The organism is Actinomycetospora callitridis, from assembly GCF_028737265.1.
Classification (GTDB): domain Bacteria; phylum Actinomycetota; class Actinomycetes; order Mycobacteriales; family Pseudonocardiaceae; genus Actinomycetospora; species Actinomycetospora callitridis.
On sequence record NZ_JAQZAK010000002.1, the window covers coordinates 932,524 to 952,261 of the forward strand.

Annotated in this window: 24 protein-coding genes; 9 read left to right on the forward strand and 15 right to left on the reverse strand. The window is 74.7% G+C overall.

Annotated elements, in window-relative coordinates; translation table 11 throughout:
• Positions 1-26: 26 nt before the first annotated feature.
• From PH191_RS10375 to PH191_RS10410, 8 genes are all read right to left on the reverse strand, one after another.
• A complete protein-coding gene (locus PH191_RS10375; protein WP_274190915.1) occupies positions 27-260 on the reverse strand; it encodes a helix-turn-helix domain-containing protein in 234 nt (77 codons plus the stop codon).
• Positions 261-485: 225 nt separating this feature from the next.
• Positions 486-1,328 carry a pyrroline-5-carboxylate reductase gene (proC, locus tag PH191_RS10380; protein ID WP_274194491.1) on the reverse strand — a complete coding sequence of 281 codons (843 nt, stop codon included), beginning with the start codon at positions 1,326-1,328 and terminating at the stop codon, positions 486-488.
• Positions 1,329-1,348: 20 nt separating this feature from the next.
• Positions 1,349-2,101, reverse strand: a complete 753-nt coding sequence (locus PH191_RS10385; RefSeq protein ID WP_274194718.1) for a sugar phosphate isomerase/epimerase family protein — start codon at positions 2,099-2,101, stop codon at positions 1,349-1,351.
• Between the two features lie 75 nt (positions 2,102-2,176).
• Entirely contained in the window at positions 2,177-3,646 is a 1,470-nt protein-coding gene (locus PH191_RS10390; protein ID WP_274194492.1) for a hypothetical protein, read from the reverse strand.
• 5 nt (positions 3,647-3,651) lie between these two features.
• On the reverse strand, positions 3,652-4,644 hold the full coding sequence (locus PH191_RS10395) for a Ppx/GppA phosphatase family protein (protein WP_274194493.1): 993 nt from the start codon (positions 4,642-4,644) through the stop codon (positions 3,652-3,654).
• 38 nt (positions 4,645-4,682) lie between these two features.
• Positions 4,683-5,396: a response regulator transcription factor gene (locus PH191_RS10400; RefSeq protein WP_274190920.1), complete on the reverse strand. Its 714-nt coding sequence runs from the start codon at positions 5,394-5,396 to the stop codon at positions 4,683-4,685.
• Positions 5,393-6,649, reverse strand: coding sequence for a sensor histidine kinase (locus tag PH191_RS10405; protein WP_420791776.1), 1,257 nt, complete (start codon positions 6,647-6,649; stop codon positions 5,393-5,395). Before PH191_RS10405 ends, PH191_RS10400 begins: the two co-directional genes overlap by 4 nt.
• Positions 6,650-6,762: 113 nt before the next feature.
• Positions 6,763-7,533, reverse strand: a complete 771-nt coding sequence (locus tag PH191_RS10410; protein ID WP_274194494.1) for a phosphoglyceromutase — start codon at positions 7,531-7,533, stop codon at positions 6,763-6,765.
• Between the two features lie 211 nt (positions 7,534-7,744).
• Between PH191_RS10410 and PH191_RS10415 the strand changes: the two genes are divergently transcribed.
• The 7 genes from PH191_RS10415 (at position 7,745) to PH191_RS10445 (ending at position 13,186) form a co-directional block, all read left to right on the forward strand.
• Positions 7,745-8,167, forward strand: coding sequence for a hypothetical protein (locus tag PH191_RS10415; protein WP_274194495.1), 423 nt, complete (start codon positions 7,745-7,747; stop codon positions 8,165-8,167).
• A 6-nt stretch (positions 8,168-8,173) separates the two neighbouring features.
• Positions 8,174-9,478, forward strand: coding sequence for a cupin domain-containing protein (locus PH191_RS10420; protein WP_274194496.1), 1,305 nt, complete (start codon positions 8,174-8,176; stop codon positions 9,476-9,478).
• 47 nt (positions 9,479-9,525) lie between these two features.
• Positions 9,526-10,497: a sucrase ferredoxin gene (locus PH191_RS10425; protein ID WP_274194497.1), complete on the forward strand. Its 972-nt coding sequence runs from the start codon at positions 9,526-9,528 to the stop codon at positions 10,495-10,497.
• A gap of 94 nt (positions 10,498-10,591) precedes the next feature.
• The gene (locus PH191_RS10430; RefSeq protein ID WP_274194498.1) at positions 10,592-10,861 is read left to right on the forward strand and encodes a GlsB/YeaQ/YmgE family stress response membrane protein; all 270 of its coding nucleotides are present in this window, start codon (positions 10,592-10,594) and stop codon (positions 10,859-10,861) included.
• 76 nt (positions 10,862-10,937) lie between these two features.
• Positions 10,938-11,375, forward strand: a complete 438-nt coding sequence (locus tag PH191_RS10435; protein WP_274194499.1) for an OsmC family peroxiredoxin — start codon at positions 10,938-10,940, stop codon at positions 11,373-11,375.
• 107 nt (positions 11,376-11,482) lie between these two features.
• A complete protein-coding gene (locus tag PH191_RS10440) occupies positions 11,483-11,671 on the forward strand; it encodes a hypothetical protein (RefSeq protein WP_274194500.1) in 189 nt (62 codons plus the stop codon).
• A gap of 12 nt (positions 11,672-11,683) precedes the next feature.
• The gene (locus PH191_RS10445) at positions 11,684-13,186 is read left to right on the forward strand and encodes a hypothetical protein (RefSeq protein ID WP_274194501.1); all 1,503 of its coding nucleotides are present in this window, start codon (positions 11,684-11,686) and stop codon (positions 13,184-13,186) included.
• Here PH191_RS10445 and PH191_RS10450 read toward each other — a convergent pair.
• The gene (locus PH191_RS10450) at positions 13,156-13,581 is read right to left on the reverse strand and encodes a trypco2 family protein (protein ID WP_274194502.1); all 426 of its coding nucleotides are present in this window, start codon (positions 13,579-13,581) and stop codon (positions 13,156-13,158) included. The genes PH191_RS10445 and PH191_RS10450 overlap by 31 nt on opposite strands.
• 84 nt (positions 13,582-13,665) lie before the next feature.
• On the opposite strand from PH191_RS10450, the gene PH191_RS10455 reads away from it, so the two are divergent.
• A complete protein-coding gene (locus PH191_RS10455; protein ID WP_274194503.1) occupies positions 13,666-14,349 on the forward strand; it encodes a DUF899 domain-containing protein in 684 nt (227 codons plus the stop codon).
• Between the two features lie 95 nt (positions 14,350-14,444).
• Here PH191_RS10455 and PH191_RS10460 read toward each other — a convergent pair whose 3' ends face one another.
• Positions 14,445-14,813, reverse strand: a complete 369-nt coding sequence (locus tag PH191_RS10460) for a hypothetical protein (RefSeq protein ID WP_274194504.1) — start codon at positions 14,811-14,813, stop codon at positions 14,445-14,447.
• A 100-nt stretch (positions 14,814-14,913) separates the two neighbouring features.
• Between PH191_RS10460 and PH191_RS10465 the strand changes: the two genes are divergently transcribed.
• Entirely contained in the window at positions 14,914-15,753 is an 840-nt protein-coding gene (locus tag PH191_RS10465; RefSeq protein ID WP_274194505.1) for a methyltransferase domain-containing protein, read from the forward strand.
• Here PH191_RS10465 and PH191_RS10470 read toward each other — a convergent pair.
• The 5 genes from PH191_RS10470 to PH191_RS10490 all read right to left on the reverse strand — a co-directional run bounded on the left by PH191_RS10470 (position 15,731) and on the right by PH191_RS10490 (position 19,566).
• Positions 15,731-16,306 carry a 2'-5' RNA ligase family protein gene (locus PH191_RS10470; protein WP_274194506.1) on the reverse strand — a complete coding sequence of 192 codons (576 nt, stop codon included), beginning with the start codon at positions 16,304-16,306 and terminating at the stop codon, positions 15,731-15,733. The two genes, PH191_RS10465 and PH191_RS10470, sit on opposite strands and share 23 nt — an antisense overlap.
• 45 nt (positions 16,307-16,351) lie before the next feature.
• Positions 16,352-16,843: a hypothetical protein gene (locus PH191_RS10475; protein ID WP_274194507.1), complete on the reverse strand. Its 492-nt coding sequence runs from the start codon at positions 16,841-16,843 to the stop codon at positions 16,352-16,354.
• Between the two features lie 152 nt (positions 16,844-16,995).
• The gene (locus PH191_RS10480; protein ID WP_274194508.1) at positions 16,996-17,739 is read right to left on the reverse strand and encodes a GAF and ANTAR domain-containing protein; all 744 of its coding nucleotides are present in this window, start codon (positions 17,737-17,739) and stop codon (positions 16,996-16,998) included.
• Positions 17,740-18,018: 279 nt separating this feature from the next.
• On the reverse strand, positions 18,019-18,711 hold the full coding sequence (locus PH191_RS10485) for a hypothetical protein (protein ID WP_274194509.1): 693 nt from the start codon (positions 18,709-18,711) through the stop codon (positions 18,019-18,021).
• Between the two features lie 72 nt (positions 18,712-18,783).
• Positions 18,784-19,566 (reverse strand): GAF and ANTAR domain-containing protein, encoded by a 783-nt coding sequence (locus tag PH191_RS10490; RefSeq protein ID WP_274194510.1) that lies wholly within the window; start codon positions 19,564-19,566, stop codon positions 18,784-18,786.
• Between the last annotated feature and the right edge of the window lie 172 nt (positions 19,567-19,738).

Genomic DNA, 19,738 nt, shown 5'->3' on the forward strand with positions numbered 1-19,738 from the left:
GGAGGGCCGATGAACCGACGGCGGCGTCAGCCGGCGTCGAAGTACGAGCCCCGCAGGTACTCGTGGACCGCGTCCTCCGGCACACGGAAGCTGCGGCCCACGCGGACCGCGGGCAGCTCTCCGTTGTGCACCAGCCGGTACACGGTCATCTTCGACACCCTCATGGCCGCCGCCACCTCGGCGACGGTCAGGAACTGCACCCTCGCCAGGTTGTCGCCGTCGGTCCGTCGCGGGCCGGGGCCCGCGTTGTTCTGGGGCATGGGTCACACGCCTTCCCGTGGCACCGGCCGTGCCGCCGGGCTTCCCCTCCCGGCGGTTCGACACGCCGTGCCGTGCGCGTGAGAGTAGCGGGACGCGTGTGACGTCTGGTTCGTGACCACCCGACCGTGCGGCAGCCGCGCACCGAGGCGCGTCAAGCGTCCACGCCGACACGCCGGAGAACGATCCCGTCACGACGAACGGATCCCCGGCACCGCCCGGCGCGCTCAGCCGTCCTGGCGCCCGAGGGCCACGGAACGGTCACGAGCAGCGGCGACGGCGCGGGCGAGGGCGGTGCGCAGGCCCTCGGCCTCGAGCGTGCCGAGCGCGGCCGCGGTGGTGCCGCCCGGCGAGGTGACGGCCTCGCGCAGCAGGCCCGGGTGCGGGGCGACGCCCTCGCGGCCGTCGCTGCCCGCGGTCGTCAGCAGGCCCCCGGCGCCCTCGACGGTGGCGGTGACGAGCTCGGTGGCCGTCGCGCGCGGCATGCCGAGGGCCACCCCGGCGTCGATCATCGCCTCGGCGAGCAGGAAGACGTAGGCGGGCCCGGAGCCCGACAGTGCCGTCGCGAGGTCCTGCTGGGACTCGGGCACGCGGACCGTGCGGCCCACGGCGGCGAGCAGGCCCTCGGTCAGCGCGAGCTCCGCCTCCCCCGCGGCCGCGCCCGGCGAGAGCACGCACATGGCGCGGCCGACGAGCATCGGGGTGTTCGGCATGACCCGCACGACGGCGGTCTCCGCCGGCAGCCGCGCCTCCAGGCTCGCCGTCGGGATGCCCGCGGCGAGGGACACCACGGTCGGCCGGGCGTCGCCCCGGTCCGCGAGCACGTCGTGCACCTGGTCCAGCGCGGTCGGGACGTCGCCGGGCTTCACGGCCACCACCAGCACGTCGGCGCGCCGCGCGGCCTCCGCCGCGTCGACCGCGCCGATCCCGTACCGCTCGCCGAGCTCCGCGGCGCGCGCCGCCACCGCCTCGACGACCAGCAGCTCACCGGGGGCGCGGCCCGCGGCCACCAGCCCGCCCAGCAGCGCCTCGCCGATCTTCCCGCCACCCAGGACCGCGACCGTCTCCACGGCCCGATCCTCCCGCGACCTCAGACGCGCGAGCGCGGCAGGTCGGTGCCCAGGTGCAGCCGTGCGAACAGCAGCGACTCGGCCAGCATGTCGAGGCGCTCGTTGCGCGAGCGGGCGCGCCGGGTGCTGATCTCGACGACGACCGTGCCGTCGAACCCCGAGGAGCCGAGCCGGCGGCACACCTCGGCGCACGGCTGGGAGCCGCGCCCGGGCACCAGGTGCTCGTCACGCTCGACGCCCGTGCCGTCCGCGAGGTGCAGGTGCACGAGCCGCTCCCCCATGCGGTCGAGGAGGGCGAGCGCCTCGTCCCCGGCCGTCGCGGTGTGGGAGAGGTCGAGCGTGTAGTTGCGCGCGCCGGGCTTCGTCGGGTCGTGGCCGGGCGTGTAGCTCGACCACCGCAGCGGGCCGCGCCGCAGCGGGAACATGTTCTCCATCGCGATGCGCACGCCGTGGGCGCGCTCGAGCTCGTCGATCTGCCGGGGCAGGCCCAGCGCGTAACGGCGCTGCCAGCGGAAGGGCGGGTGCAGCACCACCGTCGGCGCCCCGAGGCTCGCGGCGAGCACGGCGCTGCGGCGCAGGCGCTCAGCCGGGTCCGGCGTCCAGACCCGCTGGGTGATCGCGAGGCAGGGGGCGTGCACCGCGAGCACGGGCATGCCGGTGCGCTCGGAGGCGCGGGACACCGCGGCGAGCCGCTGGCTGTCGGGGTCGGTCCACACCATGAGCTCGACGCCGTCGTAGCCGAGCTCGGCCGCGACCTCGAAGGCCGAGTCCATGGGCTCCGGGAACACCGAGGCGGTCGACAGCGCGACCGGCGGGCCCCCGCGGGGGGAGGGGTGGGACGCCACGGATCAGCGGCTCAGCAGCACGATCGCAGCCGGGGACACGGTGACCACGAGTCCCACGACGACGGCGAGCACCGTGGTCTGCAGGTCGTCGGAACGTCGCAGGGCCCGCACGCCGAACACCAGCCCGGTGGTCGCGGCGGCGGCGAGCACGAGCGCCACCACCGGCTGCTCCTGCCACAGGTAGGAGAAGACCGTCCACAGCACGGCGCCGAGCAGCGCGCCGAGCACGAGCTGGACGATCATCACTGCCCAGTCCTTGGCCGAGCTGGGGCGCTCCTCGGGCTCGTCGTCGTACTCGTCGTCCAGCTCGTCCCCGTCGTCGAGACGGGTGCGCTGCGGGGCGCGCCCGAGCCCGGCGGGGGCGTCGTCCGGCTCGTCGTCGAACCGGTCCTCGAACCGGTCGTCGTACTCGTCGTCCAGCTCGTCGTCATCGTCGTCGAGGTCGGGACGGGCCATCGGCGAGGCCGCCGTCGCCGGGCCGCCGCGGTCCTCCGCGGGGCCGGCGCCGCGCTGCGGGGACGCGGCCGGGGGCTGGGCGAGGGGCTGGGCACGCGGGGAGGCCGCCGTCGCGGGGCCGCCGTCCCCGACCCGGGCGGCCGGGACCCCGCCGGGTCCCGCCGGCATGCCCCGTGTGGGCTGGGATTCCGTGGGGTGGGCGGCGGTGGGCTGGGCGGCCGTGGGTTGGGCGCTCGGGGGCTGGCTCGTCATCGGCGGGCCCGCGAAGGCCTGGGTGCCGGTGGTCGGCGGGGCGGGACGGCCCGGGGGCGGGCCGGGCGGTGGTCCCTGACGGGGGCTCGGCGGGGGGCCCGGCGGAGGTCCGGACGGGCCGGCCGGCCACGGGTCGCGCCGGGGCTGCTGATACGCGCCGGGGCCGTGCCCGCGGGGGTCGTGGCCGGGAGCGCGGCTCCCGTCGTCGTACCCGCCGAGCTCGTAGCCGCCCGAGTCGTAGCCACCCGAGTCGTAGCGCCCGCCGTCGTACTGGCCGGTCTCGTACTGGCCGGTGTCGTACTGGCCCGTCCGGTACTGGCCGGTGTCGTACTGGCCCGTCCGCTGCGGGCCGCTGTCGTACTGGCCGGCGCCGTACGGGTTGCCGTCGTACCGACCGTTGTCGTACTGGCCGTTGCCGTACTGACCCTCGTCGTACCGGCCGCTGTCGTACCGGCCCGCGCCGTACTGGCCGCCGTCGTCCTGCCCGGTCTGGTGTCCGGGGGACTGGTACCCGCCGGTGTCGTAGCCGCCCGGCTCGTAGCTCCCGGTGTCGTAGCCCCCGGTGTCGTAGCCGCCCGAGTAGCCGCCCTGGTCGTACCCACCGGCGTAGCCGCCGGGCGCCTCCGGGGCGGAGCCGGCGGCCCCGTCGTCCTCGGGCTCGTTCGTGCGGCGACGCCGGGGCTGCTGGGACTCCGCGCTGTACGCGGCCAGGAGCTCGGCCACGCTGCGCTGGGTGCCCGGACGGGGCCCGTCGTCCCTGTTCACCCGACCTACCGTGCCTCGTGGAGGGTCGGTCGTCCAGTCGCGAGGGGCCCGCCGACCGACAGCACCCCACCGCCCGGCTGCACCTGGTCGAGACGCCCCAGGATGATCCCCTCGCGGAGTGCCCAGGGGCACACCTCGACCTCTTCGAGGCCCAGCGCGGTCATGGCCTCGTGGGCCACGATCGCGCCGGCGACGAGCTGGTGCGAGCGGCTGGCGCTCACGCCCTCGAGCTCGGCGAGGTCCGCGGAGCTCATCCGCGAGATGAACGCCACGACCTGGCGCAGGCCCGCCGCGGACAGCCGCCGGCGCACCCGGGGCCCGGCGCTGCGCGGGGCCGCGCCCGTGAGGCGGGCGAGCGAGCGGAAGGTCTTGGAGGTGACGACGGCGCGGTCCGGCGTGCCCTCGCCGAGCAGCGTGTTGGCGGCCGGGGCGAGCACCTCGTGGGCGTACTCGGTGATCGACTTGAGCTCGCGGCGCTGCGGGGGGTCCGTCGTGAACCAGTCGCGGGTCAGCCGGCCCGCGCCCAGCGGCACGGAGATCGCGTGCACCGGGGCCTCGTCGCGCCCCACCGCCATCTCCAGCGAGCCGCCGCCGATGTCGAGCACCAGGAGGTGGCCCGCGGACCAGCCCAGCCAGCGGCGGACGGCGAGGAACGTCAGCGACGCCTCGTCGGGCCCGGAGAGCACGTGCAGGTCGACCTCGGCCTCGATGCGGACCCGCTCCAGCACGGCGTTCGAGTTCGACGCGTCGCGCACCGCGGACGTCGCGAACGCCAGCAGGTCCTCGCAGCCCAGCTCGATCGCCTGGCGGCGGGCGTCGGCGACGGAGGCGACCAGCGCGTCCGCGCCCTCGTCCGCGAGCCGCCCGTCGCGGACGTGCTCGGCCAGCCGCAGCGCGGTCTTGGTGGAGTGGGTCGGCGTCGGGTGCCCGCCTCGTTGGGCATCGACCACCAGGAGATGGACGGTGTTCGAGCCGACGTCGAGCACACCGAGTCGCACGGCGGCGAGTCTAGCGGGGGCCCGAACAGCCGCGATCGTCAGGCGTCGAGCTTGTAGCCCAGTCCTCGCACGGTCACGAGGTGCCGCGGTGCGGCGGGCTCCGGCTCGAGCTTCGCCCGCAGCCGCTTGACGTGGACATCGAGGGTCTTGGTGTCGCCCACGTAGTCGGCGCCCCAGACGCGGTCGATGAGCTGGGCGCGCGTGAGCACCCGGCCGACGTTGCGCATGAGGTACTCGAGCAGGTCGAACTCCTTGAGCGGCAGCGGCACCTCGGTGCTCCCGCCGGGGCCGTCGACGGTGACCACGTGGCGGTCGACGTCCATCCGGATCGGGCCGGCCTCGAGGACCTGGCGCTCGGACCCGCCGGGCACGGCGCCCTCGCCGTCGGCGTCCTGGCCGCGGCGCAGGACGGCCCGGACGCGGGCGATCAGCTCGCGTGCCGAGTAGGGCTTGGTGACGTAGTCGTCGGCGCCGAGCTCCAGGCCCACCACCTTGTCGATCTCGGCGTCGCGCGCGGTCACCATGATCACCGGGACCGAGGAGCGCTGGCGCAGCGCCTTGCACACGTCGGTGCCGCTCATGCCCGGGAGCATGAGGTCGAGCAGGACGATGTCGGCGCCGTGGCGCTCGAAGTCGTCGAGCGCGGCGGCCCCCGTACCGGCCACCGAGGTCTCGAAGCCCTCCTTGCGCAGGAGGTAGGCGAGCGGGTCGGCGAACGACTCCTCGTCCTCGACGATGAGCACGCGGGTCATGGCGAACCTCCGGGCAGGGACGGGGCCGGGTCCGGTCCGGAGCCCGCCGGTGTGAGGGTGAGGTCGGCGTCGAGGCCGTCCGTCACCGTGTCGGCGTCCTCCGCGGCGGCGGCGGGCACCCGGAGCGTGAACGTGGAGCCCACGCCGGTCTGGCTCCAGAGCCGGACCTCGCCGCCGTGGTTGGCGGCGACGTGCTTGACGATCGCGAGGCCCAGCCCGGTGCCGCCGGTCGCGCGGGAGCGGGCGGGGTCGACGCGGAAGAAGCGCTCGAACACGCGCTGCTGGTGCTCGGGCGCGATCCCGATGCCGCGGTCGGTCACCGAGATCTCGATGCGGTCGCCCTGGCGGCGCCTGCGCACCGAGACCGGCGTGCCCTCCGGCGAGTAGGCGACGGCGTTCTCGAGCAGGTTCGCGAGCGCGGTGACGAGCAACGTGCGGTCGCCCGCCACCTCGAGCCCGCTCGGCGCGTCGAGCAGGAAGCGCCCGCGCGGGTCGGCGGCCCCGTCGTCGCCCCCCGCGGCGCTGGCCGCCTCGGCCGGCACCCGGACGCGGCGCAGGGCCTCGGTGAGCACCTCGTCGACGTCGACGCGCACCAGCTCGGGGAGCCGGTCGGCGCCCTGCAGCCGCGAGAGCGAGATGAGCTCGGTGACGAGCGCGCCGAGGCGGTGGGACTCGTTGAGGATGCGGGTGGCGAAGTGCGCGACCTCGTCGGGGTCGTCGGCGTCGAGCACGGCCTCCGCCAGCACCGCGAGCGCCCCGACCGGCGTCTTGAGCTCGTGGCCGACGTTGGCGACGAAGTCGCGGCGCACCGCCTCCAGCCGCACGGCCGCGGAGGTGTCGGTGGCGTCGACGACGACGAAGCCGTCCCCGAGCGACCGGACCTGGGCGACGATCGTCTGCGGCGTCGAGCCCGGGGCGAACGACCGGGGCGAGAGGTCGACCTCGCAGGGCTCCGCACCCGCGGCGACGCGTGCGGCCGCAGCGGCCAGCCGCGGGTCCGGGCGGGCGTCGACGACGGCCCCGAGGGCCTCGGCGCGCTCGTTGGAGAGCACGACGTCGCCGAAGCGGTTGACGACGGCGATGCCCGACTGCGAGCGGCGGACCAGACGGGCGAGGAGCTCGGCCACCGTCGGGCCCCTCGAGCGCTCCCGGCCCGTCTCGGTCTTCCGCCGCACGGCGGCGGCCCCGGCGACGGCTCCGAGCGCCGCGGCGAGGAGGGCCACGACGACGGTCACCAGCACGGGGACGGCCACGTTTCCCGATGGTAGGGCCGTTCGGGGCCTCCGCGTGCGTCCCGCGTGAGCTGTCCGACGTTCGAGCGAGCCAGGGTTGGCCTGCAGTTCAGGCGTTGTTCACGCTCGGGGCCTCAACGGCCCTGGTTCGCCACCGCGGCGATCGCGTCCTTCGCGGCCTCGGGGTCGAGATAGGTACCCCCCGGGTTGGTGGGCGTGAGGTCCCCGTCGTCCGCCTCCGCGAGGTCGTAGCGCAGCGGGATGCCGGTGGGGATGTTCAGCCCGGCGATGGTCTCGTCGTCGACGCCGTCGAGGTGCTTGACCACCGCGCGCAGCGAGTTGCCGTGCGCGGCGACGAGCACGGTGTGCCCGGCGCGCAGGTCCGGGACGACGGCCTCGGTCCAGTAGGGCAGCAGCCGCTCGAGGACATCCTTGAGGCACTCGGTGCGCGGCATCGCGTCGCCGAGGTCGGCGTAGCGCGGGTCGCCGGTCTGCGCGTACGGGTCGTCGGGGTCGATCGGTGGCGGCGGGGTGTCGTACGAGCGGCGCCAGATCTGGAACTGCTCCTCGCCGTACTCCTCCATCGTCTGCTTCTTGTCCTTGCCCTGGAGAGCGCCGTAGTGCCGCTCGTTCAGCCGCCAGTCACGGCGGACCGGGATCCAGCCGCGGTCGGCGACGTCGAGCGCGAGGTTCGCGGTGTTGATGGCGCGGCGCAGCAGCGACGTGTGCAGGACGTCGGGCAGCAGGCCCGCGTCGGCGAGCAGTTCGCCACCCCGGCGCGCCTCCTGCTCGCCCTTCGGCGAGAGCGCGACGTCCACCCAGCCGGTGAACAGGTTCTTCTCGTTCCAGTCGCTCTGGCCGTGGCGCAGCAGCACGAGCGTGCCGACGGTTCCCTCCGAGGTCATGTCCTGGGAGCCTGCCAGCGGTCCTCCGGGGACACCACGCCGCCGGGTGGTCTCGCGCGTGAGATCACCTCCCGACGGGTACCGCTGGCGGCATCGGCGGCAGGATGCGCCGACAACCGCCGACCCGGCGATGGCGGCCCCGCACACCACGCGGAGCGCGCCCGGGCCGGCGACGAACCGCGATGACACCGACCGACTTCAGGAGTGCGACGTGAACGACGACGACATGACCACCGGGCACGGTCCGGCCGACGGCGGAGCGGCCGGCAACGGCGGCGACGGCGGCGCGGACGGCGGCGCGGACGGCGGCGCCGGTCACGGCCCGGCCGACGGCGGAGCGGCCGGCCGCGGTGCCGACGGTGGCGCCGACGGTGGCGCCGACGGTGGGGCCGACGGCAGCGCCCACGGCCCGGCCGACGGCGGAGCGGCCGGCAACGGCGGCGACGGTGGCGCGGACGGCGGTGCCGACGGCGGCGCGGGCCACGGCCCGGCCGACGGCGGAGCGGCCGGCCGCGGTGCCGACGGTGGCGCGGACGGCGGTGCCGACGGTGGCGCCGACAGCGGTGCCCACGGGCCGGCCGACGGTGGCGCCCGCGGTGGCGGCTCCGACGGCGGTGCCGACGGCGGGGCCTGAGAGCGCATGACCACCACGGCCGATCCCTCGTCGGATCGCAGCCGGGACGCGGACGCCGGGCGGTCGCACGACCGCCCGGCGCTGCGGCGTCTCGTCGCGGGTGACCTCGACGACTTCGCCGGCGCCGCGTGGGGCCGCGAGGCGCGGCTCTCCCGCGCCGCCGACCTCGCGAAGCACGCCGACGGCGAGCACTCCGAGGCGTTCGGGGACCTGTTCGACCTGGGCGCCGTCGACGAGCTGCTGTCCCGGCGCGGACTGCGCACCCCGTTCCTCCGGATCGCGAAGCAGGGCACGGTCGTCGACTCGCGTCACTTCACCGGCGAGGGCGGGGTCGGCGCCGAGGTGTCCGACCAGGTGCAGGACGACCGCGTCGCCGCGCTGTTCGCCGACGGCCACACGGTCGTGCTCCAGGGCGTCCACCGCACCTGGGGTCCCGTGGCCGACCTCGTCACCGAGCTCGCCGCCGAACTCGGCCACCCCGCGCAGACCAACGCCTACATCACGCCCGCGTCGTCGCAGGGCTTCTCCGCCCACTACGACGTGCACGACGTCTTCGTCCTGCAGGTCGCAGGCACCAAGCGCTGGCACGTCCACGCCCCCGTGCACGCGGATCCGCTGCGCTCGCAGCCCTGGAACGACCGCGCGAACGCCGTGGCCGCCCGCGCCACCGAGGACCCGCTGATCGACGAGGTCCTCGAGCCGGGCGACGTGCTCTACCTCCCGCGCGGCTACCTGCACTCGGCCACCGCTCAGGGCGAGGTCAGCGCCCACCTGACCGTCGGCGTCCACGTGCTCACCCGTTGGGCGGTCGTGGACGCCCTGGTCAACGCGCTCACCGACGACCCGGCGCTGCGTGGCTCGCTCCCGCTCGGCATCGACGCCGCCGACCCCGAGGCGCTCGCGCCGCACGTCGAGGCCGTGGCCGCCCGCCTCGCCGAGACCCTCGCCGCGCCGGACCCCGCACGCGCCGAGAGCGTCGCCCGGCGTCTGCGCCGGCGCGTGTGGACGGGGAACCGCCCGGAGGCCGTCGCCCCGCTCGCCCAGGCCGCGGCGTCGACCTCGGCCGACGCGTCTACGGTCGTCCGTGTCCGGCGGGGCCTGCACCACCGGCTGCGGACCGGGTCCGACGGCGCCGTCCTGCTCGAGCTCGCCGACCGCACCGTCACGCTTCCGGCGGAGACGCACGCGGCCTGCGAGCGCCTGCTCGACGGGAACCCCGTCGCCGCCGGTGAGCTGCCCGGTGTCGACCCGGACGACGGCGCCGTGATCGTCCGCCGGCTGCTGCGCGAGGGCGTGCTGCGCCCGGCGTGACCATCGTCCGGGTGTCCACCACGGCCCGGTCCGGGTATGACGGGGAGATGAGCTCACGGGACTCCGACGCGTCGACGGGCTTCCGGTGCTCGGAGGCGGCCCGCGACCGCGACGATCCCTTCGTCGCGACCGCCCCGCCCGCGCGGTGCTGGCTGCTCGTGGAGCACCCGGGGCCGTGGGGGCGCGACGCGCTCGGCGACGCCGGCTACCCCGAGGACGTCCTCGACGCGATCGACGCGTTCTGCCGGGCCCGCGGGGCGCGGTTCCAGCTCATCCGCCGCTCCCGCAGCCGCGGGGAGCCGATGGCCGACCGCGGGCGCTTCGCGCTCGTCGACACCACGCCCGGCGCGGAGACGGTGCGCTGGGGCCGGGTCGCCTCGCCGCTCGAGCTGCCCGCCGCGCTGGCCGACGTCGAGGCCGTGACCGTCGAGTCGTCCGAGCCCGTCTACCTCGTCTGCGCCCACGGACGCCACGACGCGTGCTGCGCGATGCGGGGCCGCCCGGTGGCCGCGGAGCTCGCCGCGACGTACCCGGACCGCACCTGGGAGACCACGCACACCGGCGGCGACCGGTTCGCCGCCAACGTCGTCCTGCTCCCCCACGGCCTCATCCTGGGCCGGGTGCCCGCCACCGCGGCGGTGGCCGTCGTCGAGCGTTACGCCGCCGGCGAGGTCGACACCGTCTGGGTGCGCGGCCGCTCCGGTTTCTCCCCGCCCGCCCAGGCCGCCCAGCACCACGCGCGACTGGCGTTCGGTGAGTCCCGCGTGGACGCCCTGCGCGTGCTCGGCGCCGAGACGCGGGAGCAGGGCGTCGTCGAGGTGACGCTCGACGGCGGCCCCGGACGCGGGCCGGTGTCGGTGGTCGTGCGCGAGCGCTGGGTCGCCTCGCCCACGCCGCTCACGTGCTCGGCCGGGCGCGCCTCGTCGATGCGTGTCTTCGATCTCGTGGAGATGACCCCCGGCTCCGGATTGTCCGGGGGCTCCGAGGCCAGGGCGCTGGGGGCCGTGGCCGGGGGATGAACCTCGCCGGAACGGGCGTGGGGACTGGTTCAGGAGGAGGATCCAGGGGAACGTGGCGGCTGAACGTCACGAATCCCGGAACGGAGCAGGACCCATGATCCTCACCATCCTCGGCTGGATCGTCTTCGGACTGATCGTCGGCTTCATCGCCCGCGCCCTGGTCCCCGGCAAGGACAACATCGGCATCCTCATGACGATCGGTCTGGGCATCCTCGGCTCGGTCGTCGGCGGCCTGGTCTTCTCGCTGTTCAGTGGCCGGTTCGAGCTGACGAACCCGGTGGGCTGGATCGGGTCGGTCATCTTCGCGATCATCCTGCTGGTGATCTACAACAGGGTGACCGGGCGCAAGCGCGTCGGCCGCTAGGCCACCTGGCTCGGCCCGGCGTCCGCCGGGCCGGGCCGACCGACACGCCCCACCTCCGATCCCCCGGGAGACGACGATGCCGAGCCGTGACGCGACCACGCACTGGGAGGGCGGCCTCCAGGACGGCACCGGTCAGGTGAACCTGGACTCCTCCAACGCCGGCCAGTTCAACGTCTCGTTCCCCACCCGCGCCGAGGACCCCAACGGGCAGACCAGCCCCGAGGAGCTCATCGCCGCCGCGCACTCGTCGTGCCTGGCGATGAACCTCTCCGGTGTGCTCGGCGGCGAGGGCCTCACGGCGAACTCGATCGACGTGAGCGCCGAGGTCACCCTGTCGCCGGCCAAGGGCGGCGGCTTCGAGATCAGCGGGATCGCGGTCACGCTGCGCGCCGACGTCGACGGCCTCGACGAGGCGAAGTTCCGCGAGCTGGCCGAGACCGCCGAGAAGACCTGCCCGGTGTCCAAGGCCCTCGCCGGCACCACGATCACGCTCGACGCGGCGCTCGGGAGCTGAGACCGGGCTGTCGGGGGCCGCGTCTACCGTGACGCCGTGTCCGACCCCGGTCCATCGCTGACGTCTCCCGGTATCGTGGATGCCGACGGCGAGAACCGGAGGCTCCCATGGCCGACGCACCAGCCCGCCCCGCGCGGCAACGCATCGTCGAGCCCGGCGAGCCGGCGGGTGACCTCGCCACGCGTCTGCACCTCGACGATCCCGCGCTCCAGCGCCGCTACCGCGCCGATCTCGACCGTGTGCGCGACGCCGAGCTCCGCGCCGAGATCGACACCGAGGGCGTCCGCCTCCACTAGCCCGAGGCGCCGATGACCTGGCCGTTCCTCGCCTGGTCGCCGGACGACTCCGCGGGCGCGGTCTACGACGTCACCGTGCCCGGCACCTGGGACGAGCTCGTCGAGTTCTACGCCGGCGGCGCCGGCAGCCGCCCGCTCGAGCGCATCGTCGAGATCGCCCGGGGCCACGGGGTGCGCAGCGTCGTCGTCGAGCAGCGCTACCTCGATCCGGACTGGCGCAGCGAGCACGGCGCGTTCCACGGCCGCCTGTTCCGCCGCCACCCCTCGGTGTGCCACCGCTGGCACCTGTTCACCGACGACGTGCCCGCCGATCTCTCGGCGCTGCGGCCGGAGGCCTACCGCGGCTACGTCGTCCTGCGTCCCCTCCCGTCCACCCCGGTCGGGCGGACGATGATCGCGCCGCCCGCCGGCCTCGAGGGGGCGATCCGCTGCGAGGCCACCGAGCGCGTCTCGCTGTTCGGCACCCCGCTGTGGATCACGGCGATGCCGTTCCTCAGCCAGGACGCGGAGTACCTGCGCTGCGCGCACGCGACGCTCTGGATGGTGCTGCGCCACGCCCACCTCGCCCACGGCCTGGCGCGCCGGCTCACCGCCGAGGTGCACGACGCCGCGCTCGGCGGGGTGATCGTCGGCCGTCAGGTGCCCAGCGAGGGCCTGTCGGTGCAGCAGATGCTCTCGGGCGCCACGCGCCTCGGCCTGTCCCCCGGGCTCATGCACCTGCCCGCCACACCCGAGGAGGACGCCGCGGCCGACACCGTCGCGGAGCCCGCGGACGTCGTCCCCGGGGGCCGCGCCGACCCGCAGGCCGGGCGGCTCTCCCTGCGCGCGGTGCTGTGCCGGTACGTCAACAGCCAGCTCCCGCCGCTGGTCATCTCGTCGAGCCACGCCTGGGTGGTGGTCGCGTACCGGCGCGGCCCCGGCGACGACCGTCGCGTGACGCTGTGGCGCCACGACGACGCGCGCGGGCCGTACCTGGAGGTCGACGACCCCTTCGCCGAGCCCGAGGACGCCCACCGCCCCTGGCAGACCGCCATCCTCCCGCTGCTGCCCGCCATCTACGTGACGGCGGAGCGCGCCGAGGCGGCCGGGCGTCTGTGGTTCGCGGGCTACCTCCGCGGCGCCGAGGACGACGAGCCCGTGGCCCGCGCCGCCGCGGCGGGCGAGCTGACGTTCCGCACCTTCGTCGTGCGCAGCGACGAGTACCTCGAGGGCCTGTGGGCGCGCGGCGTCGACCCGGCGCTGGCCGATCTCTACCGGCTCGCGGCCCTGCCCGAGCACCTCTGGGTGGTCGAGGCCGTCGACCGCGCCGCCCGCCGCGAGGGCCGTCCCGACGTCGTCGGCGAGGCCCTGGTGGACGCGACGGCGTCGACCCACCACGAGCCGCTGCAGGAGGGCCTCGTCGCCCTGCACGGTGGCCGGCTGGCGCACCGGATCGGGCCCGACCACGGCACCCGTCGCGAGCTGCTGCTCACCGACCCGGGCCACTACCGCACGGGGCGTCCCGGGCGGCGCTGATCCTGGCCACGCCGATCCGACTCGTCGGCCTCCGGGAGCGTGCCCGCGATGGCTGGCCCGACGACGCTGATCGAGGCGTCGCCGCCCGACTCCTCCTCGGCCTCGCCCTCGTCGGCCACCGGGCCGAGCGTCAGGCGGATGCGGTGGGTGTCGGTGCGCTCCCGCTCGCCCCCACCGGACACCTCCCCCGAGAGCACGAACCACTTGGCCCCGACCGAGCCCTTCGCGTCCCGCCGGCGGCGCACCTCGACCGCCAACTCGATCTCGACCTCGCGCACCCCGAGCCCGTAGCCCTCGTCGCGACGCCCCCGCGCGGCGACGAGGTCGCGCCGCAACGCCAGCAGCACCTCGTCGAGACCCAGCCCCTCGTCCGTCGCGTCCCCCTGTTCGTCCACGCCCACGACCGTAGCGAGGCACCCCGACACCGGCCCTCGCCCTCGCTTGACAGGATCGCGTGGTACGGAATTAGGATCGACGTCATGGACCTCAGCGCGCGCCCCGTCGTCACCTCCGCCGAGTGGCACAAGGCCCGCGAGGAGATGCTCGTGCGCGAGAAGGAGGCCACCCGCGCTCAGGACGCGCTGGCCGCCGCCCGGCGGCGGATGCCGATGGAGGCGCTCGGGAAGGACTACGTCCTCGACGGCGCCGACGGGCCCGTCCGCCTCGTCGACGTGTTCGAGGGGCGCCGCCAGCTCATCGCCTACAAGTTCATGTGGACCGACCCGGAGAGCCCCTGCGAGGGCTGCTCGATGTTCGTCGACCAGTTCGGCCACACCGCCCACCTCAACGCCCGCGACGTCACGCGCGTGGTGATCAGCTCCGGCCCGCTCGCCGAGACGTTGCCCTACCGCGAGCGGATGGGCTGGACCGTGCCGTTCTACTCGGCGGCCGACAGTGAGCTCTTCGACGACCTCGGCCACGACAGCTCGTTCGCGCTCGACGTCTTCCTGCGCGACGGCGACGACGTCTACCGCACGTACATGATCGACGGCCGGGGCACCGAGAAGCTGGGCAGCGTCTGGTCGTTCCTGGACATCACGCCGTTCGGGCGCCAGGAGTCGTGGGAGGACTCCCCGCCCGGCACGCCGCAGGGCGACCCGTACGTCTGGTGGCGCCGCCACGACGAGTACGACACCGCGCCGACCGCGGCCGGATGCCACTGATTACCTGTCAGCGGGGTGCCCCTCTCGGCGTGCTCCATGAGATGCAGACACCCAGTGTCCGTATCGCTCCGTGGATCACCGGGGATCGCCGGGGATCAGTCGCCGTCGACCACCGGCAGCGGTGCGGTGTCGGCGCGCGGCTCCTCGTCGGTCCCGGGCCGGAAGAACGCGAGGAACGCGACGGCCACCGCCGCGAACACCAGACCGACCGCGAGGTAGACCAGCGCCGAGACCACGGTCGGGTCCCCGGCGACGGCGTGCGTGAGCCCCGCCTCCGCCGACCACGCCAGCACGAACCGCCGCGCGCGCCGCGCCCCGTCCCGCACCGCCACCAGCAGCGCGACCTGGGCCACGACGAGGACCACGACGAGCAGCAGCGACCCGCCGGACAGCAGCATCGCCGCCGCGACGCCCGCGCCGAGCGCGCACGCCCCGACGGTCGCGAGCACGGCGCGGGTCGGCACGGCCCTCACGGTACGGCGACGGACGGCGCAGGCCGGTTCCGCTCCCGCCGTGGATGGGCGACGATCATCTCCCGCCGAGCACCGAGCACCCGGAGGCACCGTGGCCGCCCAGCAGACGCCCGCGTCCGGGACACCGGCCATCTCCCTGCACGACTTCACCGACATCGACCACTCCGCGGAGTCCACCTACGTCGCCGCGCTCGAGGCCTTCGACCGGCTGCCGTTGCTCCGGGAGCTCAAGGCGCTGGCCATCGAGCGCACCGCGATCGGGCCGGGCCGCCGGGTTCTCGACGTCGGCTGTGGGTTCGGGCTCGAGACGCTCCGGCTGGCGCCGCTCGTGCAGCCCGGCGGGGCCGTCTCCGGGATCGACCTCTCCGCCGAGTTCATCGCCGAGGCCGTCCGCCGGGCCGAGGCCCAGGGCCTGCACCTCGACCTCACGACGGGCGATGCCCAGCACCTGCCCTTCCCCGACCACGCCTTCGACGTCACCCGGATCGAACGGGTCCTCATCTACCTCGACGACCCGGACCGCGCGCTCGCCGAGATGATCCGCGTGACCCGCCCCGGCGGCCGGATCGCGATCATCGCGCCGGACTTCGACACGAACACCCTCAACGTGCCGGACGCCGCGCTGGTCCGAGCGGTGCTCGCGCACGAGGCCGACACGTCCGTCGTCAACCCCCGCCTGGTGCGTGACCTGCGCGGGAAGCTCGAGGACCTGGGTCTCGAGGACGTGGAGCTCACCAGCCGCATGGTCGTCTTCTCCCCCGACCTCGGCGCGCGGTACTTCGGCAGCCTCGGCCCGGCCGCCGCACGGGCCGGCGTGATCGACGCCGCCGCCGGGCAGCGCTGGACGTCGACCGTCGCCGAGCTCCACCGCACCGGGCGCCTCTTCGGCGCGATCGGCTACTACCTCGTCACCGCCTCCGTGCCCGGGTGACCGACGCGTCGCCGAGCAGCGGCGCCTCGGCCACGACGTGCCAGGACCCGACGTCGAACGACCCGGCGAGCAGGTGGACGCGATCGACCTCGGCCGTGATCGGGAGGCTCGGCGCGAGCTGCTCCGCGGCGGCACGCAGCGCCGCGAGCGAGGAGTGGCGCCGGTACCCGACGGTCAGGTGCGGCACCGGCTCGTGCTCACCCCCGTACGGCGGGTGGGACGGAAAGGCGCGGGCGGCGCGCTCGGTGAGCGCCGCGAACGGGTCCGGCGGGTTCGGCGCGAGCCACACGTAGTCGTCGCCGAACCACCCGACGGCGTCGAGGCGGAACGAGAACGGCGCGACGTCCCGCACCGCGCGGCGCAGCGTCGCGACCGTGCCGTCGTCGACGGCCCGGGCGGGCACGAACGGGAACAGGACGGTCACGTGCGCGGGCACGCCCTGGGGTGCCGACGGGTCCAGCTCGTCGCGCAGCGCGCCGACGACGGGTTCGGCGGCCGGGACGAGGACCAGCACCGCGGTGTGCGTCGCCCGCGCACCGACCTGGACGCTCATCGTCGGGATCCTGCCCCAGTGCCGACCCCGCGCGGTCCGACCGGCTCAGCGCCGGCCCTCGTCGTCGTGCGGCCCCTCGGCGGCGCGGCGGAACCGTTGCGCCTCCCGTCGTTCGGCGTCGGCTCTGCGGCGCGTGACACGGACGTCCTCACCCGGCGTCGTGGCGCCGGCCTCGCGCGCGTGCGCCTCACGGGTGTCGGCGAGTCGGTCGTAGGTGGCGGCGAGGGCCTCGGCGGCGTCGGCGAGGCACAGGTAGGTCTTGCGGGTCGTCTCGACGGCGTTCCTGGCCCGTTCCACGAGGTCGGGGCACTCCACGGGGGGCCGGGCCACGACGCACAGTGCACGATCGATGACCACGTCTCCGTCGCAGACCTGGCGGGCCACGTCGTGCACCGAGACCCCGGTGGCGGCGGCGTGCGCCCGCAAGCCCTGGTGGGCCTCGGCGAGGTCCACGACGAGCGCCTCGGCCAGGACGGCCCGGGCGCGCAGCACCCGGACGTCGCGCCAATCCCGCGGGTTCAGGTCGCTGTCGGCCATCAGCTCTCATCGGCCCCGGCTCTCGCGCCCTGCGAGAGCGTCAGACGGTGGCGGTTGGGCCTGTGCCTCCGCCGACGAGTGTGGCCCGGCTCACCCGGTCGGTCCAGGCCGGGCGGTCGACGGCGCCTGCTCGCGGGCGCCCTCGCCTGGTGTCATCGGCGTACCTCCCTCGCCTCGGGGCGGGAGCCGGAGGTGTCGGCGTTGTCGAGGAGCCACTGCGCGACGGCGGTGAGCTTCAGGTTGGTGTCCTGGGAGGACTTCACCAGCATCTGGAAGGCGCCCTCGTCGTCGACCTTGAAGCGCTCGCGCAGCAGACCCTTGGCCTGCCCGATGAGGTCGCGGCTGTCGACCGCGCGCTGCAGGTGGACGGCGGTGTTCGCGCCGTAGAGCAGCACGGCGGCCTGGATGCCGAACAGTCCGGCCAGCGTCTGTGCTTCGTCGTCGAAGGCGTCGGGTTCGGCCGAGTAGAGGTTCAGCGCGGCCCGGACGCCGCCCTCGACCGAGAGCTGCGTCGACATCAACGCCCGGTAGCCGGCTTCGGCGGCGTAGGGCGAGAACCGTGGCCAGCGGTCGGCGTCGGCCCCGGCGAGGTCCTGGGCGACGACGGTCCCGGTCTCGGGTGGGTCCTCGATCGCCGTGATGCACGGGCCCTCGTGGAGCTCGCTCTGCTTCTCGTCGAGCTTGCGGATGCTCTCGCTGGTGGGGTGGCGGGTCTCGACGCGGCCGTGCTCGGTGATCGAGATGCTGCCCGCGTCCACCCCCGGGACGGTGCCCACCGCCGAGGCGACGACCTGCGCGAGGGTCTGCTCGAGGTCGCGAACGCCGCGCTCCTCGACCAACCCGTGCGCGGCGGTGCGCAGGGCGACGACGAGGTCCTCGGGATGCCGGGCGTCCATGGGTGTGCTCCCCCCGTGACACGAAACGCGGTGGGCACGAGGCGCAGGCGATCGAACGCGCTGTCGGGCAGAGCCGAAGCGACATGCGCGGCGATCTGCCCTCCCCACCCGGCGGCGGAGATCGGGGATGCACATGAAGCACGGGACTGAGGGAAACGCTGTGGAACAGATGCCCCGTGTCCGGATCACGGCCGTGCGGTCGACCTGCGTCACACCGTAGCGCCATCGCGCACCCGAGGTCCTGTTCGGTCGGCGCGCAGCTCGGAGGTGGCTGGTCGACTAGGAGTAGTCGGTGCCCGTGATGTGGTCGATGAGTTGCTCGGCGACGACGACCGGGTCCTTGGTGGTGTCGTCGAGGTGGGGTACCAGGAGGTCCTCGGCGTCCGGCAGCGCCAGGTCAAGACACCGGCTGAGGAGGCTCACGGCGAGCTGGTACCGGCCGGCGCGGGTCTCGTCGGCGCCGTAGAGCAGTTGGGTGGCCCGGCGGACGAACATCTCGGCCATCGCGGTGGCGGGGAGTCCGAGGGCGTGGGGGCGGGTGGCGTAGAGATCCAGTGCCGTCCGGTGGCCGCCCTGGCTGCGCAGCGTGGTCGAGTGCAGAGACCGGAACGGGGGGCTGATGCCGACCGCGTACTCGCCGGACTCGATCCCGAGGGTGAGGTCCTCGACGATGAGGACCGAGCCGTGGATGGGCTGGGCCGCGGCCTCGTCGAGCAGGGGGCCGGCACCGGTCTGGTTGTGCCACCGGTCGATCACGCCGATCTCGGGGTGGGTGACATGGGTGGACCGCACCTGGCCGTGGCCCGCGTAGGAGATGGCCGCGGCCTCCGCGGCGGGCACCGTGTTCCGGCAGACGGAGACCAGCGCGTCCAGCGCGTCGTAGCCGGACTCGAGCGGGCGGAAGGTGGAGCTCCGGAGATCCCGTAGCGACTCGAGCAGACCGAACGGGTCGGCGTCCTCGGGCTCCATCATCGGCGCCCTCGCTCGTCGCCCGGACGAGGGCGGGGCCTGGCCGGTGTGTGGCGCGCGGGCCGGGAGTGATCCTCAGTGATCATCGGCAGGTCGGTCGCGACGGTTCTGTCCCTGTTCGGCCTCGGCGACGACCCACGCGGCGACGTCCACCAGATCGATCGCCGAGCGCTGCGAGGAGGTCACCAACATCTGGAACGCCTCGTCACCTGTCACACCGTGTCGCTCGATCAGGATGCCGCGGGCCTGAGCGATGACGTCCCGGCTGTCGATGCCCGCCTGCAACGCCCGGGTCTGCTCGGCTCCGTAGAGCAGCAGGGCGGCCTGGGACCCGAACAACCCGGCGGTCACCTGCGCGTGCTCGTCGAACACGCGCGGCCGGGCCCCGTAGAGGTTCAGTGCCGCCTGCATCTCCGGCTCCTGGGACAGCTGGACACCCAGCATCGCGCGATAGCCCTGTTCGACGGCCTGTGGCGCGAACCGCGGCCACCGCTCCCCGTCCCCGTTCGACAGGTCGTCGACGACGACGAGCCCGTCGGCGGCGGGCTCCTCGATCGCGGTGATGCACGGACCTTCGTGCAGCTCGCTCTGCAGCCGGTCGAGCTTGGTCACTCCGCCGTTGCTCGGGGTCCGCGAGTCGACGCTTCCCCGGCTGACCATCGAGATGCCACCGGCGTCGGCGCCGGGGATCGTGTCGACCGCCGCCGTCACGACATTGCTGAGCAGCAGCTCCTGGTCGCGGAAGTTCCGCTGGTCCATCAGGTCCAGCGCCGCGGCTCGCAGGGCAGGCCCGATCTCGTCGGTGCGCTCGGGTTTCACGTCAGACGCCACCTGTCGGTGTTCGAGTGCTCGCAACACGTCGCCGAGCCCTCATGGGCCGGCAAGGCAGAGCCGAGGAAGACATGCGCCGTGCTCTCGAGGCCGATGGCGATACGTCACCGGGGAAGCACATGAAGGTCGGAGCTACCAGGTCTCCGCGAACTACTGCGGTACCTCGCGTCCTCACGGGGCGGCAACTGTGGTCGACCGC